Origin of the sequence: Achromobacter sp. ACM04 (assembly GCF_014851465.1) — a bacterium.
Lineage (GTDB): Bacteria > Pseudomonadota > Gammaproteobacteria > Burkholderiales > Burkholderiaceae_B > Achromobacter > Achromobacter aegrifaciens.
This window is the reverse complement of the sequence record NZ_JACUZS010000001.1, coordinates 48,880-67,541: the sequence shown is the minus strand read 5'-3', so window position 1 is coordinate 67,541 and position 18,662 is coordinate 48,880. Positions and strand designations below refer to the sequence as shown.

25 protein-coding genes are annotated in these 18,662 nt (G+C 60.6%); 5 read left to right on the top strand and 20 right to left on the bottom strand.

Going from position 1 to position 18,662, the window contains the following annotated elements; translation table 11 throughout:
• Positions 1-67 precede the first annotated feature (67 nt).
• On the bottom strand, positions 68-1,648 hold the full coding sequence (locus IB259_RS00410; RefSeq protein WP_192327045.1) for a sensor domain-containing diguanylate cyclase: 1,581 nt from the start codon (positions 1,646-1,648) through the stop codon (positions 68-70).
• A gap of 536 nt (positions 1,649-2,184) precedes the next feature.
• On the opposite strand from IB259_RS00410, the gene IB259_RS00405 reads away from it, so the two are divergent.
• Positions 2,185-2,850, top strand: coding sequence for an SOS response-associated peptidase (locus tag IB259_RS00405; protein ID WP_192327028.1), 666 nt, complete (start codon positions 2,185-2,187; stop codon positions 2,848-2,850).
• Between the two features lie 6 nt (positions 2,851-2,856).
• On the opposite strand, the gene IB259_RS00400 is transcribed toward IB259_RS00405, so the two are convergent.
• Positions 2,857-3,051: a hypothetical protein gene (locus IB259_RS00400; protein WP_192327025.1), complete on the bottom strand. Its 195-nt coding sequence runs from the start codon at positions 3,049-3,051 to the stop codon at positions 2,857-2,859.
• A 194-nt stretch (positions 3,052-3,245) separates the two neighbouring features.
• Here IB259_RS00400 and IB259_RS00395 point away from each other — a divergent pair, with 194 nt between their 5' ends.
• The 4 genes from IB259_RS00395 (at position 3,246) to IB259_RS31150 (ending at position 6,715) form a co-directional block, all read left to right on the top strand.
• Complete coding sequence (locus tag IB259_RS00395) at positions 3,246-3,458, top strand: hypothetical protein (RefSeq protein ID WP_225596754.1); 213 nt, start codon at positions 3,246-3,248, stop codon at positions 3,456-3,458.
• Positions 3,459-3,515: 57 nt separating this feature from the next.
• Positions 3,516-4,181: a hypothetical protein gene (locus tag IB259_RS00390; RefSeq protein ID WP_192327019.1), complete on the top strand. Its 666-nt coding sequence runs from the start codon at positions 3,516-3,518 to the stop codon at positions 4,179-4,181.
• A gap of 1,330 nt (positions 4,182-5,511) precedes the next feature.
• Positions 5,512-5,739 (top strand): CrpP-related protein, encoded by a 228-nt coding sequence (locus IB259_RS31155; RefSeq protein WP_304503459.1) that lies wholly within the window; start codon positions 5,512-5,514, stop codon positions 5,737-5,739.
• Positions 5,740-6,478: 739 nt separating this feature from the next.
• Positions 6,479-6,715 (top strand): CrpP-related protein, encoded by a 237-nt coding sequence (locus IB259_RS31150; protein WP_304503458.1) that lies wholly within the window; start codon positions 6,479-6,481, stop codon positions 6,713-6,715.
• Between the two features lie 157 nt (positions 6,716-6,872).
• Here the strand turns inward: IB259_RS31150 and IB259_RS00385 are convergent, their stop codons facing one another.
• Genes IB259_RS00385 through IB259_RS00300 form a run of 18 tightly spaced genes read right to left on the bottom strand, consistent with a single transcriptional unit; the run spans position 6,873 to position 18,662 of the window.
• On the bottom strand, positions 6,873-7,265 hold the full coding sequence (locus IB259_RS00385) for a hypothetical protein (RefSeq protein ID WP_192327017.1): 393 nt from the start codon (positions 7,263-7,265) through the stop codon (positions 6,873-6,875).
• Positions 7,262-7,672 carry a M15 family metallopeptidase gene (locus tag IB259_RS00380; protein ID WP_192327014.1) on the bottom strand — a complete coding sequence of 137 codons (411 nt, stop codon included), beginning with the start codon at positions 7,670-7,672 and terminating at the stop codon, positions 7,262-7,264. Before IB259_RS00380 ends, IB259_RS00385 begins: the two co-directional genes overlap by 4 nt.
• Positions 7,669-7,947: a hypothetical protein gene (locus tag IB259_RS00375; protein WP_192327011.1), complete on the bottom strand. Its 279-nt coding sequence runs from the start codon at positions 7,945-7,947 to the stop codon at positions 7,669-7,671. Before IB259_RS00375 ends, IB259_RS00380 begins: the two co-directional genes overlap by 4 nt.
• A 1-nt stretch (position 7,948) precedes the next feature.
• Positions 7,949-8,257, bottom strand: a complete 309-nt coding sequence (locus tag IB259_RS00370; protein WP_192327008.1) for a hypothetical protein — start codon at positions 8,255-8,257, stop codon at positions 7,949-7,951.
• Between the two features lie 44 nt (positions 8,258-8,301).
• A complete protein-coding gene (locus tag IB259_RS00365) occupies positions 8,302-8,721 on the bottom strand; it encodes a tail fiber assembly protein (protein ID WP_192327005.1) in 420 nt (139 codons plus the stop codon).
• Positions 8,722-8,725: 4 nt separating this feature from the next.
• A complete protein-coding gene (locus tag IB259_RS00360) occupies positions 8,726-9,511 on the bottom strand; it encodes a hypothetical protein (protein ID WP_192327002.1) in 786 nt (261 codons plus the stop codon).
• Positions 9,501-10,175 carry a DUF2612 domain-containing protein gene (locus IB259_RS00355; protein WP_192326999.1) on the bottom strand — a complete coding sequence of 225 codons (675 nt, stop codon included), beginning with the start codon at positions 10,173-10,175 and terminating at the stop codon, positions 9,501-9,503. Before IB259_RS00355 ends, IB259_RS00360 begins: the two co-directional genes overlap by 11 nt.
• Positions 10,172-11,383 carry a baseplate J/gp47 family protein gene (locus IB259_RS00350; RefSeq protein WP_192326995.1) on the bottom strand — a complete coding sequence of 404 codons (1,212 nt, stop codon included), beginning with the start codon at positions 11,381-11,383 and terminating at the stop codon, positions 10,172-10,174. The genes IB259_RS00355 and IB259_RS00350 overlap by 4 nt, the downstream gene beginning before the upstream one ends.
• Before the next feature lie 7 nt (positions 11,384-11,390).
• On the bottom strand, positions 11,391-11,741 hold the full coding sequence (locus IB259_RS00345) for a hypothetical protein (protein ID WP_192326991.1): 351 nt from the start codon (positions 11,739-11,741) through the stop codon (positions 11,391-11,393).
• Positions 11,738-12,469 (bottom strand): Gp138 family membrane-puncturing spike protein, encoded by a 732-nt coding sequence (locus IB259_RS00340; protein ID WP_192326987.1) that lies wholly within the window; start codon positions 12,467-12,469, stop codon positions 11,738-11,740. The genes IB259_RS00345 and IB259_RS00340 overlap by 4 nt, the downstream gene beginning before the upstream one ends.
• Positions 12,462-13,322: a hypothetical protein gene (locus IB259_RS00335; RefSeq protein WP_192326984.1), complete on the bottom strand. Its 861-nt coding sequence runs from the start codon at positions 13,320-13,322 to the stop codon at positions 12,462-12,464. Before IB259_RS00335 ends, IB259_RS00340 begins: the two co-directional genes overlap by 8 nt.
• A complete protein-coding gene (locus tag IB259_RS00330; protein WP_192326981.1) occupies positions 13,319-13,618 on the bottom strand; it encodes a hypothetical protein in 300 nt (99 codons plus the stop codon). The genes IB259_RS00335 and IB259_RS00330 overlap by 4 nt, the downstream gene beginning before the upstream one ends.
• Positions 13,615-14,250, bottom strand: a complete 636-nt coding sequence (locus IB259_RS00325; protein ID WP_192326977.1) for a hypothetical protein — start codon at positions 14,248-14,250, stop codon at positions 13,615-13,617. Before IB259_RS00325 ends, IB259_RS00330 begins: the two co-directional genes overlap by 4 nt.
• On the bottom strand, positions 14,250-16,133 hold the full coding sequence (locus IB259_RS00320; protein ID WP_192326974.1) for a phage tail tip lysozyme: 1,884 nt from the start codon (positions 16,131-16,133) through the stop codon (positions 14,250-14,252). The genes IB259_RS00325 and IB259_RS00320 overlap by 1 nt, the downstream gene beginning before the upstream one ends.
• Positions 16,134-16,137: 4 nt before the next feature.
• Complete coding sequence (locus IB259_RS00315) at positions 16,138-16,266, bottom strand: transcription elongation factor GreA (RefSeq protein WP_225596841.1); 129 nt, start codon at positions 16,264-16,266, stop codon at positions 16,138-16,140.
• Positions 16,267-16,301: 35 nt separating this feature from the next.
• On the bottom strand, positions 16,302-16,739 hold the full coding sequence (locus IB259_RS00310) for a hypothetical protein (protein ID WP_192326971.1): 438 nt from the start codon (positions 16,737-16,739) through the stop codon (positions 16,302-16,304).
• Position 16,740: 1 nt separating this feature from the next.
• A complete protein-coding gene (locus IB259_RS00305; RefSeq protein ID WP_192326968.1) occupies positions 16,741-17,172 on the bottom strand; it encodes a hypothetical protein in 432 nt (143 codons plus the stop codon).
• An 11-nt stretch (positions 17,173-17,183) separates the two neighbouring features.
• Positions 17,184-18,662 (bottom strand): DUF3383 domain-containing protein, encoded by a 1,479-nt coding sequence (locus tag IB259_RS00300; RefSeq protein ID WP_192326965.1) that lies wholly within the window; start codon positions 18,660-18,662, stop codon positions 17,184-17,186.

Sequence of the window (18,662 nt, the reverse complement as noted above, 5' to 3'; positions counted from 1 at the left end):
TGACGGCCTAGGGGGTATCGAGAAGGCTGGCGGATGCAGGTCTTCCCGGGCTCAGCCCGGCAGGCGGTTACGCAATCTGCATCTCACGCCGCGCCTGCTTGTCTGCATACATCAATTGATCTGCTTCCCTGAGGACGGCCTGCAGCGCGCTGGCCGATGGGTCGGCATTCACAATGCCAAAGCTCGCGCCGGCGTAGTGAAAACTGCAGTCGTCCAGGGTGTAGATGCCGCTGAGCAACGGGGCCAGGCGCGTGCGCATTGTTTCAACCACAGCATCAGCCGTCGGCCCTGACCTTGCGCCCAAGCCAACGACGACGAATTCGTCGCCCCCCCATCGACCCAGCACCTCTCCAGAACGCAGGCCTGCCGACAGACGTCGGCCAACCTCGATCAAGAATTTGTCGCCGATGTCGTGGCCGTAGGTATCGTTAATCGTCTTGAACCCATCCAGATCTATAAACGCGACTTGAACAGACCGCTGCGTCCGATTCGCTTCCGAGAAATACCGCTCCAACTCCGCCATGATCGCTCGCCGATTCGGCAAGCCGGTAAGCGCATCATGGTTGGCGGCATGCCGTTCATCTTGGCGGCGTCTCACCATTTGCGCGACCACATGGCTGGAGAGAAGGATCAGGACCAGACCGACCATCGCCACCAATCCCGTCGCCCAGATATGCCGCTTGCGCATGGGCGCCAAAGATTCCAGCGAGGCCAGCGTGATCAAGTGGTATTGCCCATTAGCCAGCGCCTGCCGCCTCGCCAGATAGGGCCTGCCATCGATGAACCAACGGCCGGATTGGATGGAGCCGGGTATGGCGCGAATATCCAGGGGTTCGCCGAGGTCTTCATCGCCATCGGAAGGCAGTACCGAATCGGCAGGTAAAAGCGCTGCGACATTACGCAGCATGAACGGCTCGGACGAAGCCGTGGTTACCCTTCCCTGGCGATTCACAACCAACGCGATATGTCGCCCGGCCAGGTAAAGCGCCACATCCGGCGCATCGAACTTTACCGTCACTGAGCCCTGCGGCATGTCATTCGAGTCTTCGATGCGGCTGGCGACGAAATACGATGGACTCTTGTTCAACCGGGCAATGCCGAAGTAACTGCCATAGCCATCACGCAATGCGTCTTCGAGATAAGCCCGACCCGAGTAGATCATGCCGACGATGCTGTCGGGTTCCGCCCAGTTACTGGCCGTCACCGTATCGTCCGACATATTGTTCATATAAATGCGGGCGTATCGCAGATCGCTGGCCAGCTCATTCATGAAGTCGCCTACCCTGCGCACCAATGGATCCCGCGTAAACAGGGCCGCTCGCTGCTCTCGAGACAAGTCGGCTGCGCCGGGTGGATCCGTACGGTAACGGGCGGCAAGCTGGATCACTTGGCCCTGGCGGGCCACCATGTTCGCTACGCTCACCATCTCGGTGAATAACCGATCCATGACGCGCGCAGTAATTCTTGCCTCGTATTCGGCGCTGGCGGCTAGGCTGTCCAGCCGCGATGCCTCCATTCCCTGCGACATCCAGCGTGCAATAGCTATCACCAACGCAAACCATGCCAGGGCCAGACCGAGCGTCACGCGACGCACGAGGAAATGGCCCTGCCGTTCACGTCTACCTTGTCGCGACAATTCTGCGCTCACAGGGTCCCCTGATTCAAACCAACGGCCTCAGGCAATCATCGGCCAATCCGCCAGTTGTACTGAAAGGAAATGTCTGGCGGCCGGTCAATGGAACGTGGCCAAAATGTTCGGCCACACGCTAATGAATCGCCATATTTCCATTATGCGTGGCTTACTTCAATATGATTCGGCGATTCACCGCGAACTGCGCAGAACGCACAGGCTTGTGTAAATGCAGGGCTAACGGCTGACGTCGATAGCTGAAGAGTTTTCGCGCCTTTGCCATTGCCCCGCGAAAACCATGCTTTGTGGCATGGCGCGCGGCATGCAACGGACGAAACCCAAACAAAAAAGCCGCCAGATCATTGATCTAGCGGCTTTCTCTTTGCCGTGCTTGACAGCACTTTGCAGGAATTTGGTAGGCGGTATTGGAATCAGAATCATAGCGCAAGCCTTTGATTTATAAGGAATGTGATAGACGTCCGTCGTTCCCTTACCCGCATTCTTACCCTTATTCATCTATGCTTGGATGTCGCCAGGTTCCGATAGGATACCCCATGTGCAGCCACTACACCGCGCTCAAGAAGCAGGACCAGCTTGAAAAGCACTTCCGGGCCCGCGGCATTTCTCTGCCGCCCAAGTCGGACATGTGGCCGCGCTATCAGGGGCCGTTCATCCGCCGGCCGCCTGAGCATGACGCGGGCGATGAGGCCGTGCCGGAGCGGGAGGCCGTCGTGGGCCGCTGGGGCCTGATCAGCGCCATGACCAAGGCGGACGGCCTGGACAAAGCCGGCAAGCTGTCGACCTTCAACGCCCGCAGCGAGACGGCAGCCAAGTCGTTCACGTTCAGCAACGCCTGGCGCCGCGGCCAGCACTGCATCATCCCGGCCGATGCGATTTTCGAGCCCGACTGGCGGTCAGGCGCCGCGGTGGCTACCCGGTTCACCCGCGCTGACGGCGCGCCTCTGGGCATCGCCGGCCTGTGGGATCGCTACCGAGACGCCGCCGGCCAGTGGCAGGAGAGCTACACCATGCTCACCATCAACGCCGACCAGGATCCCCTGTTCCAGAACTACCATCAGGCCGGCAAGGAAAAGCGCATGGTGGTCATCCTGCCGGAGGGCGCCTACCAGGACTGGCTCACGGCGCCGGTCGCGGATACCCGGGATTTCTTGGTGCCCTACCCGGCCGACCGGCTGGTTGCCGAGCCGCAGCCGAAGTAGGCCCCTCTATCCCAGCTTCTGCTGGTAGAGATCCTGAGCAGCGGCCAGTGAAGCGCGCATGCCATAGATCGTGCCGCCATCGCCGCGGCTGAACCACAGCTCGTATTGCCACATGCCCTCGACGAAGACGCGGCAGATCGTCCAGCCAGGCGGCCCCTGCCAGTAGTAGTCGTCCCGCTGTGTCCACTCCACATCGGCCATGGTCTGTCCCCGATCGGCCAGAAATGGGGCCGAGTTGCGTTGGTCTACGGGTGAAATATACTGTGTTTTTGTACAGTATATTTGCTTCGACCATGCAGCTCCAGTGTCGTGTCCTACGGACGCATCACCTCGGCGAACGTCGCCGCGACAATGATCCTGGCCAGCCCGTGGTAGGCACTGTCAGGATGTACTCCATGCTCCACCAAGGGCTGAATCGCCACGTCCCGCGCATGACCATGGAAGCTTTCGCAAAGTTCGGCGCCACTGTTCCGGGCGCTATCCCTGACCTGCTCGAACCCCAGTTGCTCACGTTCAGTTCTGACCGCGGCATGATGGTCGTCGGCTTCGAAGAAATAGCCGGTGTGCGCTACTACCAGGGGTGGTGGATGCAATGGATTGACGAATGATGATCAGAATTGGCACAGGACCATCGCGCATCCGGTCGATCGGTTTCGACCCAAGATATGATTACTCCAGCCAATAGACATTTAGAGGAAAATGTGACTGTAAGCCCAGGGATAAAAAGTGAATATGACGCTCGAAACTTTGGGCGAAATTGGGCCGCCGCACGCGGCTACAACCCAGACCAAATGGCTACATTCGCCGCGGCCCTATTTCAAAAATGGGGCGCCGAAGCTTTGTCGACACAAAAATTCGAGGATCACTTTCAAGGATTTGTTCAAGCTAAAACTAGTATTCGCAGTCAACGGCAAACGTATGGCGACCAGGAATGGAAACTAAGAGATGACTGGATACTGGAAACGGTCAAGCATCTCGCAATTGTCAATATCGCTGGACTCGCCGGCTCAACCGCGCTCTATGCCAACCTCAAGAACGATCCATCGACAGCACTCAAATTTTCGATTGGACTGTTTGGGCTAGGTTTGTTGCTAGCTGTGGTCGATCTGTTCACCAATGCTAGAGCGCACTATCTGAATGGGCTGCGAGCCAACTCATTGCGAGACAATGCGCATATGGCCGAATCGTGGGATGCTCTTGTCGCGGTCGCCACCGCGAAATATTCAAGCGACGAGGGCGACCTCTGTACCCAATGCGCGGAGGTCGCCGGAGCTCTGTCAGCGTTCGCCGCCGCCATCGGTGTCGTCCTTCTAATAGTCCACGTGATCTAGGAAGAGAATTTCCAAAGCAGCCACGGCATGTTCAGCATCAAAACCACTCCGACAATGGCCAGTCCATTCAAATCCCCGTGCAAGCTGCGCAAGGGGATGGCGCCTCGGTAAATGGCATATGCTACATTTCCCCCGCCCTCAGGCCCCTTCGCCGGCGACTTTGGGTACTACGCTCCAGCCCCCTCACGGGTTGGGGCGTTTTCGTTTTTGGTTTGTGAGCGACAACGCTAGGTTGCCGCCCCAAGCAAGCGGTTACCCTCTTGTCGCCTTCGCCAAGCACATCTGCGTCCACCATATCAAATGGCGAGGGAAGCAGTCGGCTGTGTGAAGTCCGTGTAAAGAGAGCATTGCCTCAGACCTTACGCTTGTTTCAATTTAGTCGTAGGTCCGCTCAATCGTTAGGCGTACCGTGGGCTTGTGGCATACAGCCACAACAACCAAAAGGTACACACATGACTTCGACCATACGCATGAATTCCCCACCTAACCAATCAGGCAGCCTTAACGAGAAAGACCTGCCGGGCAAGCACCTAGAAAAGCAAGCGGAACGACAACAGAAAGACTCCGCGCATAAGATTGGTCCGACAGACCAGAGCGAAAAAAAGGCGCCTAAGGTCGGCGGAGATTCTGACCCACGGAAATCGTGACTGGCCGGAGCCCTGTTCGTCGGAAAATACCTCGGCTCCTATCGGGCCAGTGCCATCAAAGACTCCATCCATTGGAGGAGAGCCTACTAACAGCGGAGCTCGCCATGAAGAACATAAGCAGTTCAGACTTCGACATTGATGGGCAGCCAATGCCGTCAAATACTCATCCTCAAAACAGCATGCCAGCTAGCGGAGAGAAAATAGCTAGCCGCGCTAGCCTTGATGGGGGCCGTAGGGCGGATATCATGCACTCGGCTAAAGATCTCCAAAAGAACTCCCCGCAGACGACAAGCTGGTTTGGAACCGGAAGTCCTTGGATAGCAACTGGCTTGTCTGCGGCAACTGGCCTTATCCTCGGGGTAATGCTAGGGCGCCGCGAGTAGAGACCTGGACCTCCTTCGACAGACCTCGTTGCGCAAGGCTCCTGAGCGTTGAAACGAACAACGCCCAGGGAGCTGAAAACAAATCTTGTTGGCTCTCCGCCCGATACGGCGGGATAGCAGCATTTCGCCTGGGTTCGAGCGAAATCAGGACGCCAACTTTGAAGCGCTGCGCAAAGGTTGAAGCAGCCCCTCTAAAAGGCGAGGGCACCTCCATTTGGCCCTGGTACGGCAACAATATCGCAACTCATTGCACGCCAGGCAGCATGAATCCCCCCACGGTGTACCTTTGAAGGACAGCCAATGCGGCGCGACGACATCCAAGAGCTTGGAGCACAGGCGGCGCGGGATGGTTTGACCTTGTTCGATTGCCCATATTTCAAAGCGGAAGAAATACCTGGCCACACTGGGGAAGAGCTCAGCAGCTGGAAGGCCAGGGTCGATGCATGGGCGGCAGGATGGAAATACGCACGAAACGTGGCCAGGCCGCCGCTACGTTTCCGGAAGTACATCCTCGAACGCAAAACGTAAGGCCCGTACTCACGCAAAGCCCCTCCATTGGGGCGTATTTTTATGGTTTCCCACGGATTTGCACATGCCACGGCGCGCCAGACCAGTTGTACGCCGCACGATGGATGCTCGCGGTTCTAATGGCCGTGCTAAAGATGAACGCGCCACGGGAGCACGCGCCTGCAGGCAATCCATTCCCGACACAGGCGCACCGATCTAGGAGGGAGACAAAATGACCTCAGACACTCGGTTAGCAGACGTTATCGTCAAGCTTCCAGACCGATCTACGTGTCGGATACAACGCCGGCTAGTCATCAAGCGCGGCACGGCGGAACCCCCAAAGCCTGAATACCACTGCGCTTTGCCCACAGGTGAGCCTGTGAGCTGGTTGGGAGACGGGAAATACCGCCTCCCGGACGGCTCAATCGCGGTCGCGGTAGCTCATCGCCCGCCTGCACCGTAGTTGGCCCCGGGCGCGAGCTACGCAAAGGGATGCACGGCGCTAGATGGCATATGCTACATTTCCCCCGCCCATGTGCGTCCTTGGCCGGCTGCTTTGGGTACTACGTCCCAACCCCATCACGGGTTGGGACGTTTTTGCTTATGGGCCGAAGCAATTGGTATCGGCTCAGGAGATGCGCCGCAAGCTGCACAAGGGGATGGCGCCGCGCTAGGCTAGGTAGTACCGCCACACTATTGCAAGCCCGCCCCCCAAGCGCAATACTGACCTTCCCGTGTTCTTCTTTTGGAGGGTATAGCAATGCAACGCGACGACATCCGAAAGTTGGGCGTCAGGGCTGCCCGCGAAGGCTTGACTCTGTGGGATTGCCCCTACTATTGCGCCGCGGCCATGCCCGGGCACACAGGTGAACCGATCACGGCATGGCGCGAGAAGGTCGAAGCTTGGGAAGCTGGGTGGTTAGCGGAAATGAAATGTTTGAGACCCCCGGGAAAGACGAGGTTCGCACCGCTGTCAGTTGAGCGGCGCCCCAACTGAACTATGTGCTAACGCCCCTGCAATGGGGCGTTTTCATTGGCGGCATGGCTACGGTCTGGCCCAAGCGTCTACCACTGTCTGATGCCGTGCCGCGCACTCTGCATACTGGAAGGCCAGCGCGGCATGAGCCTGCGCCAGATCATCCCATGACGGCGAATCAACGCGTGGGACTGGCGGGCACGGCGCGCTGAGGTTGACGGGCAGCGTTGGCCGCGTCGATGGCTTCGTTGGTTGCGCGCACCCGGCCAGGGTCGCGCACGCAGTCAGCAGGCAAAGGGCGCTGAACGATTTCACGGGTATACCTCTCGATGACCTTGGGCTGGGCGGTGGCGAGCGTGTGCGCGGTGTCGGCCAGGCTCTGCGACAGCCCGGTCAGCCGCTCGGCCTCAGTCTTGAATTCCTCCAGGCCTGCCACGCGGTGGGCTTCCTGGCACTCGGCCCGACCGGCCGCACGCTGGGCGTGCCCGTACCAGGCGACGGCACCTGCGGCCAGGGCCAGAGCAGCAGCCCCGATCAGGTATGGCGCCGCGGCGCGCAGCAGCGGGTTCATGCCCGCCCCTTCCAGTCGCGCGGGATCTGGAAGTGTGGGCCGTCCTTGAACGACTTCCAGTCGCCGCCCCACTCCACCGGCACCCCAAGCTCCGCAGCGCAGGCCTTGAGCACCGAGGCCAGGTCTGCAAACGCCTGCCAGTCGTTCCAGGGAATCGCACCGCCCACCAGCGGCGCCAAGTCAACGGCGTGCCCCAGGCCGTCGGCCTGCGGAAGATGGTAGCTGTTCATGGTCTTGCTGGCGCCGCGCTCGACATACTCGCGCTGCTGCGCGACCGTCCGGACACCCTCCACCACTGTGAAATCGACCGCAGTCCGCTGGATGGCCAGCTTCACGACGGCGACCAGGTCAGGATGAACGCCGACCAGCCGCGTCAGGCTGCGCTGAGAAAGCTGAAATTGGCTCATTGCTTTGGGCTCCTGATGTGTTTGGCCGTCACGGCAGCCACGTAGAAGGCGGCAGAGGCCGCCAGCGCGGCGTCTCCAGCGCTGGCCCAACCAGCTACGAAGATGCGGCAGGCCGCCCCGGTCGCAGTCAGGCAGATCGCGGATAGGCCGATCCGCTCCAGCGTTGTGTCCTTGATATCCCGGGAAAAAACAGCCAACGCTGCTCCACCGGCAACTACCAGCCAGCAGATGAATGCCAGGACCGCCCAGAGAGTGAGATAGATGGTGCTTTCCATGTCATGCCCCTTTGCCGCGCACGCGGTCAATGAGCGCCTGCCACAAAGCTCCGATCGGCGCGGCTTGGACCGCCTCCCAGGCACGCGAGACGATGGCCATGCCAAACATGCCGGTAAGAAAGCCGGCCAGCCCTTCAGGGATTCCCAACAGCATCGACAAGTACGGCGATGCGTAATAGGCCACCAGCGAGCCACTGGCCGCCATGCTGAGGCGGGCCGGCCAGCTCCCTTGCAGGTACCGCATGGACACTGCAGCGCCGATGATGCCGGCAAACTTTGCCGCGAAGGCGTCGAAATCTTGGATGTTCAATCGCGTCCCCTACAGACGTAAAAAAGCCCGCCGAAGCGGGCGGGTTATGCGGCCTGGTCGGGTCGATCCGGCCAAACAACATCGCTCGGATATCCCGGTTGCTGATCAATGCGATTGAGCGCGACTCGATAGCGTTTCCACGCAAGCAGCTTGGCGTCCTCTTCCTCCGTCGCCACTCCAAGATCAACGGCGTCCTGCAGCGGAGCAATGCGGGTGGCCGCGTCCCTCAGCAAGCGGTCGCGCTTCATCAAGGCCGCCGCCGCCAATTGCTCAGCCGTGGGCGGCGGCGGATCGGCCAGCATCGGATAGCCGTCCTCACCGGCAACGATCATCTTGCCTTGCGATTGCCCTCCCATCAGGGATGCGTAAAGCTCATCGCTTATTTTTTCGGCATCCTCCGGAATCGCATCGCCGTGGATTTCACGGGTATAGAAACCGCCAGTACTTGGAGAAAAAAAATACATAGCATTACCGCCCTATTGCGAGATAACGAACGCTGACTTGACCAGCAACTGAAGATTGGACGCCGCCCACGAAAACGGAAGCCGTGCAGTTCACGATCGAAGGCACGCCAACCAAGGTAGCCGACATATCAACATCCGGGGATAACGTGCCAGCGGTAGACAGGACGCCCCATACCTCGGTTGGGAACGATATGGGGTAAGTCCACGGCGCAAAACCGCTAATGTTGTTAAGGACAGTTGACCATTGCAGTATCACGCCGCCAGGAAGCTTCTGATAACCAGGGGAAGTCAACGATTGATTGGTGCCGGCGAATGCATCCGCCAGCTTCTTCGGCGTCATCAAGACCGCATCATCGGTCATGGCTTGGGCCTGCGGAGTGCTTGCGATGCCAGCACCCAATGCCGCCCAGTTGGCGCCACCAGCGTCTGGATTCGTGGTGTTGTTGTCGACTAAATTCAACCAGCTGCCGTTGCCGCCCGCTGCGGCCAGAACCGCGCCCTTTGGATAGCCTCCGACGGCCGTCGAGAAATCAACATCAAACGGGTACCTGCCGCCCGCCTGCCCCCACCGTACAGCCGCGCTCAGGAAATTGAGGATGCCATTGAAGTCGGCACCATAGGGCGGCACGCCACCCGCAGCCAACGGTGTCATCGTCAACGGCGGAAAGCCATCAGTAAACGACGCTGCGCCAGGCGTGACCCCGATCTGTGATGCAACCGGAATTGTGTTCTTAGTTCCGCTTTGTGCAAACGGGACCGCGGATTTGGTGGGTGAGTTGCTAGCCTGCATGGATGAGCCCCGAGGATGTGAAGAATACGCCGGATCCGAATGGCTGCATTAGCGCCTCGTTGAATCCGAAGGTGGTTGGCAAGTCGACCTGCAGTACGTTTGCTAAGACGGCGGCGGGCTTTGGAATTGCGCCAGATTGAGTCAGGATCGCAATTTCGTACGGTTCCAGTGCGAACTCGAATACGTAGCGAAACTCCATATCGCCAGTGTCCGACACGTAGCAGCGGCCGCGGCCGGCGAATAAGTTGGACAACAGACGATTCAGGCTCGGCGACGTACAGTCGGAAATGTTGGCGAGCGCTTTAACCAATATGAGCTTTCGGTAGGCATCGTCGGCCAGCCGATAAGTCTGCGTTGCCTGCTCCCCAGTGAAGAATGGCGCCTGATTAAATGGCTGCCAATCAAGCGCCTCGTCATATCCCAGGTAGGTCACATCCCCCGGCACCGTGAGCATTCGACCGATGTCGACGATCCTGCCCCAGATATCCAGCCCAAAACCCTGCGCCGTCTCGACGTTCCACACGAAGTCGTAGAACGCATCGAAATCGGCGTCGGGGTTGATGTAGTCGTCCATGTTGTTGATCAACTGGACGAGCGTGGGGCTGTTGGCATATTGGCTGATGAGGGTCCGAGCCACCAAGCCGGGCTTTGGAACGACAGTCATATCAGGGTCACCGAGATATCGCCGGCCGTGATAGTCGGTCGGCGGTTGATCGGCACCGTCAAGCTGGGCGCCGACGGGGACGTGTCCCCAAGCAGCAGCGAGAGGATTGACACCGACGGGCTCAACAGCGAGATGGGGGCATAGAATCTACTCGCGTAGATGATTGATCCAATACGCGCACGCTGCCCGCCATCAACGCCATTAAAGGCATCGACAATGGCCTGCTTGGTAAGGTCGACAATGTTCGACGGCAGCGAAGGGTTATTGGCCAGTTGAACGGCAAACTTCACTGGCAGCGCTGCAGGTGTCTCCCAGGTCACAACGTAAGAGGGATAGGGATAGGAATACCCGTCTCGGTCTTCTACGGTGTAAGACGTATTGCCGTTGTAGTTCGCCCCGTTACTCTTCTTGCGCCAGATGGCCTCAGCAATGTCGGCTGCCTCGCCGCCTACCACTGCGACCCAGATGGAATGCGGCACCAGCGACACGCCACCGATGGTCTGCGGCACGGAAAGGTTGTTCTCCGTCACATAGACGTCGATCACGTCCGCAACGTTTGCCACGTCCGCATAAACAGATGGCAGTGAACCGCGAGCATTCAGCGCCACCGACTGGCGCCGTCGCTCTTCGAACTCCGCGCGCGATTCAACGTAGCTGCCGACCGTGCCTGCGTCCGCATTCAGCACCGAATCCCAGCCGGGAATGGCCTGATAGATCTGGTTCAGGGCACCCGGCGCACAGTCCACTGGGCCGTCGACCGAGCAAGCGAACGGCAGATCAATGCTACCGCCCGGCTGGATCGTGCCGGCCTGCGTGCAGAGATACAAGCTGCCATCGACCGCCTCGGCGCGGGCGCCAACCGGGATGACCACGCCGGACAGCCCCGTGCACGTCGCGATGACCACGGTCGGCGTGCCAGGCTTGCGGTCCAGAAAATAGATCCGCCCGATCGCGTCTTGCATGCGGCCTTCGGCGAACGCCGGGTCCACCTGGTTCACGTAGCGGGCGAACTCGTTGTTCTTATCACCAATGATCGCTGTGGTGCTTGACGCGAGTTGCCCCTGGGGCGTCTCCAGCGCAGGATTCAGGCCGCCTCCGAAGGCGGAATCCATGTCGGTCTGAACGCCTGCCAGGATGGCCGACTCTTCGGGCAGCACCAGCCCTTCCGGCGTGAACTGCACGCGCGGCACTTGGGAGCTTGTAGCCATGGTTTCCTCAGAAGCTGACGGCCTGCGTCGTGCCGTCGGTCAGGGTGATTTCGACATAGCCCGCCAGGGCTCGGTCTGTGAAGCTGGTGAGCGTGCACCGCGCACTGGCGACCTCGGGAACAGTGAGGGCCGCGCGCTGGATGTTCTCGCGCACGAGAGCGAGCGGCGGTCGGTGTCCCAGGATGTCATCCCAGTACGGGACCCCCGGCGCCTTGTTGTAGAACAGCTCGCCCTTGAAGAGCTTGATGGCGCTGGCCACATCTTGAGCGACCGAATAGGGATCGGACGCCATCGCGATGTTGCCGGCTGCGTCCAGCACAACGTCCCAGGCCGTACGATCCAATAGCAACGTGTTCAATTTGGCGTCCCCGTGTTCGAAGGCCCGCTCTGCACGCCAGAGTGGGTATGAGTCGAACCCACATCCTTGCCGTTATTGCGCAGCGTGCCCAACGTGTCCATATTGCCCTGCCAGGTCGACGTGCCGCCGAACGAGCCAGAACCTTGCTGCACGGTGCCGTTGAGGACGATTTGCGGAGAATTCAGCGCGCATTGCGTGCTGGCGTTCAGTTCGATGTTCGGAGCCTCCACGGTCACCTTGGTGGGCGACACCACATTGATGCCGCCGGCAGTGAATTGCACGTACTGGACGGGCGTGCCGTTCAGCAGGCCTCCCACATACAGGCCGTCGGCCATGTCGTGCGCTCTCCACGAACCAGGATTGGCCTGCGCCTTTGATGCCTTCACCGCCGAGATATCCCGGCTGGCGAACACCGCGATGCCGAGGTCTCCCACTTTGGGATCCAGGATGATCGCATCCGTGCCGCCCTGCAGCCTGAAGTACGGCAGGTGGTGCAGCACCCCGTGAGGCACCGCGTTGCCCGCGCCATCAAGCTGGTTCACCAGCGGCTGAACATCGACGAAGCCCACAGGAGCTAGCCCCCCGGCGTTTGTCACTGCTACGACACGCACGACTGTGGAGGTGCTGAGCTGTGCCAGCGCCTGGCCGATCACGAACATCAAAGACCCGTAATCGCCGGTACCGTCCGCCGCCTGCGCCTGGCCGCGGTATCCATATTGCTCAGCCATTGATCTGCCTTTGACAGTAGATTTGGGACAACCAGACGCCGCCCGGGACCTCGGCTTCCAAGTTGTGCACGAGGCTTACAACGGTCCACTCTCCGTGGGCCGCCTCGATGGTGCTCGTAATCTGAACTTGCTTCCCCGTGCCGAGATCTGGGTTGTAGAGAAGCACACAAGCGATGCCGTTGCCGGTAAATGAGGGATATCCAATCAGCCCCCGTTCGGGCGATACCTGGATCGGCTCTCCGGCCCGGTTGGCGTCCATTGGCCAAATTGCCAAAATCCCTCGGTCGATCGCATAGTTGATCCGCGCGGCCCGGGCGCAACTCCGCAACTGCGCGACGTCAGTACCGGGAAAGTACGGATTCGCCAGCTGCACGGTCACTCCATTGCTTTCGAACCCGAGGCCCATCGACGCCGCGATGTCCTGCATCACGACTGCAACGGCAGTGGACCCTCGATAACTTCGCGCCCCTACCGGCTTCACGGCCTTCTCTGCGGCTGAGAGGGCCAGGACGTTAAACACCACCTCAGGCGCCGCGTTGTAATCGGCCCACGCCTGGTAGATCTGGCCTTCATAGACCACGCTGAGCGCCTGTCCCTCGTCGCCCGCAGCCACCAGGATCCGATTGTTGCGCCGCTCCGTCATGATCGGGCCGATCACCGTCAGCTTGTTCATCATTTCCTGGCTCAGCCCGAAAATTCGAAGCTGAAGCTGGCTCTGGGCATCCCCGTTGTAGGCGACGACGGCCACGGACACCCGGTAGCCACTCAGCGTGACATCGGGGCCCTTGGTGTCGCCGAACTTGCCTTCCCCCAGGCTGATCGTGACGTCGATCCGTCGCTTGACGAAGCTCATAGCTCAGCCGCCTCCAGATAGGCCAGCACAAAGCGGCCCCCCAGCCCGGTGTACTCGGGGTCCGCGTGCCCGCGCGTGTCCAGAAAGCTCAGATCACCCACGAAGCCGCGGTACATTTCGCGGACGATCCTAACCCGGTCATGGCACAGCGCCGTCGTCACTATTGGCTCATGGTCCACGAACAGGTCCAAATACAGGCCCGTCGACTTCTCGTAGACGTTGATCTGGCAGCTTTGGCCTGCAAGAACAACGCTGAGGGACTGAGACGGCACCGCGCGAAGGGGAATCTGCCTCATTGGAACTCCGTCGAAAGAATCAGCGGTTCGCCCGGCTCCGTGCCCAGCGGAAAAGACTGCACCTGGCCGTTGCTTTGCGGGTCAGCGCCGCTGGCTTCTTCCGTCTCGGTGAACTGCGCCGCCGCCGTCTGACGAATCTCTTCGAGGTACAGCTCAACTATTAGTTGGCTAGACCCGCCACGGCTGTCCCGCGTATACGAATAGTTCACCAAGTTGGCCGAGGGATACACGATTTCGGGCGTCACCACCGAATAGAGTTCCGTGCTGTGAACAATGCGTTCAAGCACGCCCAGGATGACATTTCTCGATGCCATGTCCCCGCTATGCGCCAAGCGGATCGCCGCATCGAAAGGCGTGTCCACCTTGTTGAAGGATGAAAAGCCGCCTTGTTCAACGGGGAAGCTTGACACCCGTCCGCCGTTCCTGAAGCGCAGCCCGAGGAACGAATCAAAGACGACAGCCTGCTGCCCGTCCTCGGTGTACAGCCCCCAAAGGGGAGTACCAAAGAGCAGATCCGCCAGCCCCCCCAACCCGATATTTACCAACTCGGGCAGCGATGGGATCGTTGCCTCACGAAAGATCGCCGGCACGCCGGGAACCTGAGGAACATTCGGGAAAGGAATAAGCGACATCAGTTGAGCCCCGTGTTGGCTTGTTGGACCAAACTTTGGCCTTTACCCATGCCCGCGAGATCACGCACGAGCCCAAAGCCATCCGTCGCGGCCGTCATAACTGTGATAGGCCCGCTAATGTTCGTTTCGCTGGTATTGGTCGTGGTGGAGGTGTTTGTATTGCTGACGATCTGTGAAGAGGACTGAGCCGCTCGCGCGGCATTTACGGCCGCCATAGCCCCTTGCAGCAACGCATCAGGCAGAACGGGCGTGGCAGCACCTTTCGGGGGTACTTCTGCATTGCCACGAGGCTTGTCGACTCCTACACGCGGAGAAGGTTGGGCAACGGCCCTCGGCGCCGGGACCTTGGCGGGCACCAGCTGCGGTGCAGATGCGGGCGAAGCGGCAACCAAAGCTGCAGGAGCATCCTTCAACGCCGCAGCGTTGGCCAATTTCGCCAGTTCCGTAGCGACTGCCGCGCGCTCTTCGGCCTTCTGCTCCTTCTTGGCCGGGATTTCAAAGTCCAGCGTTACCACCCGACTTGCATCTTCAGCAGTCTTGGCAGCCTTCAGCTTGTCGCCGGCCGCCTTATGGGTATTGCGCAATTCCCAGTTTGCAAATGCATACTGCTGGTCCCGCGTCGATTCTGACAGCGCCACGCCCATCACCTTCTTGAACATGTCGACCCGCTCGTTACGCCATTGAGCGACACCAAAGGCCGTCCCGCTGTCACCTACGGCGCGATGGTCGAGCTTGCCGCCGCTCTCTGCCTGCAGATTGTTGACGATCCCGATAGCCTGCGCACGCGACCAGCCCATCTTTTCGAACTTCTCGATGGCATCACTGGCGTCAGGTGTCAGGGTGGCATTTGCCGATTTGGTGGTGGCGGTCGCACTCGCGTCTTTCTCTGCTTCCCGCGCGGCCTTCGGCACAGTCGCCTCGACGCCGATGTCCAACGCCTTCTTGACGACACGCCCAATCGGGGTGTCCATAAACTCGTCCATCTTGTCGCCGAACTTCGACACCCAGCCGAAGACCTGCTCGGCGCCCTTCACCCAACTCTTCACCGTTTCATTGATTACCGCCCGGTTCTGGATAATCCAATTGCCGAACTCGATCAGTTTGTCCACGGCGAAATCGAACGCGGGCATCAGCGCAGTAAGGACGTTCACGCCCACGCTGGACAGCTTATTCATCGCCGTGTCGTACTTCCGGCGTAGCTGCTCCGCGCGCTCGGCCGCAGCCGCCTGCTCGGCCGCCGGCCCCGACTGCTCCTGGCGCCGGCGCGCGATGCCTTCCGGCCCCTCCTTGTAGAGGTTGAACTGTTGGGCATCGAGGCCCATCATGTTCGCGGCCAGCGCCGCGCGGGCGCGGTCGGTCTTGTAGATCTCCGCGACGATGCGCGCCCGAGCCTGCAGGTAGGTATTTCCGTCCTTCAGGTCGTCGATCTTGCCGCCGAATTGGAAGAACGCCGGCAGCGTCTCCGCCGCCATGCCGCGCTTGAACTTCGCGACCTGATCGGCAGACTCGCGCAGTTGGGCGGTGATCCCTTCAACCGATCCGCCGGCATTCTTGGCCGCCAACTGCCATTCGGCCAGATCCTTTGCGCTCATGTTCAGGTTATCTGACATGCGCGCCAGACTGGCGGTGGACTCGACCGTGCTGGACACGAAGTTCTTCAGCCCCATCCCAGCCGTGAATACGGCCAGAAGTGCCAGCGCTTCGTTTCGCACCTTGCTGAAGAACTGCGCCGCCTGCTTGCCGCGCGCCTCCATTTCGCGCGCGGTACGGGCGGACTCTTCGCGGGTGTGCTGCAGGGAGTCGTCGACCTCGGCGGCTCCCTGCTTGAATCCCTTGGCATTCAGCCCCAGCGTGACAACCAGGGCATCAATGACGGTTGCCATGCCATTACCTCACTTTTGTCATGGCCTGCTGGTTGTGCGCGTCGACCGCGATCACCTCCAGCAGGTTGTAAAGGTCCTCGGCACCGTAGACCGACTGCAGGTCGTGCAGCAGGCCCGGGTGCCGAGAGATCACGGCGCCGACGTTTCTGGGGATGTTGGCGTACTGGATCAGCCGCGGGCCGCCGCCTGCCCAGGCTTGGAGCCCGAAGTCGATGGAGCGACGGCCATAGAAAAATCCAAATGCAGGCCCAGCACTTGCTTGCGCAGGGTCAGCAGCGTCCCCACCTCCTCCACATCGTCGGAGATGAGCGGCCGAATCACTCCGGGGCTCGGCTGGATTTGGACGCACTCCATCATCCTGTCCAGTAGGGGCTTCGCGCTGTCGAAGGGCAGCTTGGCGATGGCTTTGATGCCTAGCGCGGCGACACCGGCCAACCCCGCCTCGGCGATATTGTCCGGAATCTCGACGCCAGCATTCATGAGGGCGAAGAGGGCCCGGCCGGCCCAGTCTTCGGCGTCATAGGCCGAAAGCTCGGTCAACACAAACACCTTGCCCTTGTCGCGCCCCTCGGCACTGATGGTTACCGTTGCTTGTTTCCGGGCCATATCACACCAGCGCCGGAGAGACGTTTTCCCAGGTGATCTGGAACGTCATGGGTTGGAGGATGGCGCGGGCGGTCGGAGCCGGGGGAATCTGCGTCAGGACACCCTTGGTCATCACGAACTTGCGGCCGATTGACGAGATATTCAGCGTGCCGGTGGCGTAGAACACTTCCCGCGCGACCTTCATGGCCGCCAACCAAGCCTCGAAGATGACCATCGAAGGAGAATCCGCCTGAATCGCGATGGTCTGTACGCTCATGAAAGGCGTGTAGCCAGCTGACATGCGGCCGTCCACGCCCATGACGGTCTGAGCCGGCTGCACGGCGTCGAACGCGAACGCGTCGTCGGTAGCGTAGCCCTCGATCTTCTGAGGGACGGGGAAGATGCCGCCGACGCCGAGCATCAGGACGGAATTTGCACTGGTGAGAGTAGACATGTCGGTCGCCCTTACAGGATGGCCAGGGATGCGAGGGTGATCTGCTGGACGGAACCGCCGTCCATGTACCAGAAGGTCATGGGCGGCGTTTCACGCGCGGCGCGCACCTGCGCCGTCGCCGGCAGAATTTGGAGATACCAGCCGCGCGTTTCCAGGGTGCCGGAGATTTCGACTCCGGCCTGGTTATTCACCTGGGCCTTCTGCAGGCTGGACAGCGGCACGCCGGCGCGGATTGCGCCGAAGTTCACCGCAGCGTTCACCGGGTCCATGCACGCCGCGTCGATCAGCGCGTAGCCGTCGGCGTTGTACGGCACCGAGTTCACCTGCGTAAGCAGCGTCATCAGCGCCTGCTGGAACGCGTTGTTCAGCCAGATCTGGTTCACATAGGTGTCCGCCCACTGCCAGTCACCACTGATCTGTCCCGGGTAAAAGAACCGGAACTGGTCATTGCTGGTGGCATAGTCGCCGTAGAAGTTGTAGCCGTTGTCGATCAGCGTCTGGGCGGTCGTCGCATCGGTCACGGAGAACGCCAGGCCCGATTGGCCGCGGAATGCCAGCGTGATGCGGCCGTTCGTGCGCTCGAAGTCGATGCTGGCGATCGCGCCGAGCACGAAGGCGGCATGCTGCACATCCTTGTAGACCGGCACCGATCCGGAATATTCGTTCGCGGCCACGATGGCGCCCCAGCTCGTGGTGCTGCCCTGCGTGACGGCCTGGACGTCGGTATCCCAGCCCACGTACACGTAGCGGTTGCCCTGGCTGTTCGTCCAGGCCGACAAGTCAACCTTGCCGGCCGTGTCCGGTTCGAACGTGGTCATGAACGACGCCCAGTTCTGGGTGACGTCGGTGATCGCGCTCAGGTTGGCCGCCGGCGTACCGGCTGCCGCGCCCTGCGACAGGACCGCACCCGTGGCTTCGGTCAGCTTCAGGCCTGCCGCGATCGTTCCACTGCCGAAGCTGATCGTGCTGGCCGCGCCATCGGTGGCCGACGTGATGACGAAGGCCGAGCGCTGCGCGTCATAGGTGCACGACGCACCGAACGACGTGAAGGCCGCCTGGATAAGCGAGGCCGCGTTCGAAAAGCTGGTTGCGGCCGCAAGCGTGATGGTGCTGGACGTCTTCGGGGTGCCATCGATGCTCACGGTCAGTACACCGGAAAGGGCCTGCAGCTGCGTCAGAGTCGTCGACGCCATGGAGCCGCCGCGCAGGTAGGCCGCGACGTCATCCAGAGGGTACTGGGCAAACAGCAGATCGCCCGGCTTACGCGTCGAGTTGTCGAAGCCATTGAAGTAGATGCCGGCCAGGGTCGCCTCGATAGAGGTCGGGCCGAAGAAGCGCTGCACATCGCGCGCAGTGGCGAAGCTCTGGACGGTACCCACGGGCACCGCGGTGTTGTCGGTCAGGATCAGGCCGTTCAGATCGAGCGCCGATCCGCCGGCGCCGATCACGCCAGGAACTACCTGGACGATTTCACTGGCGGGAATGGACAT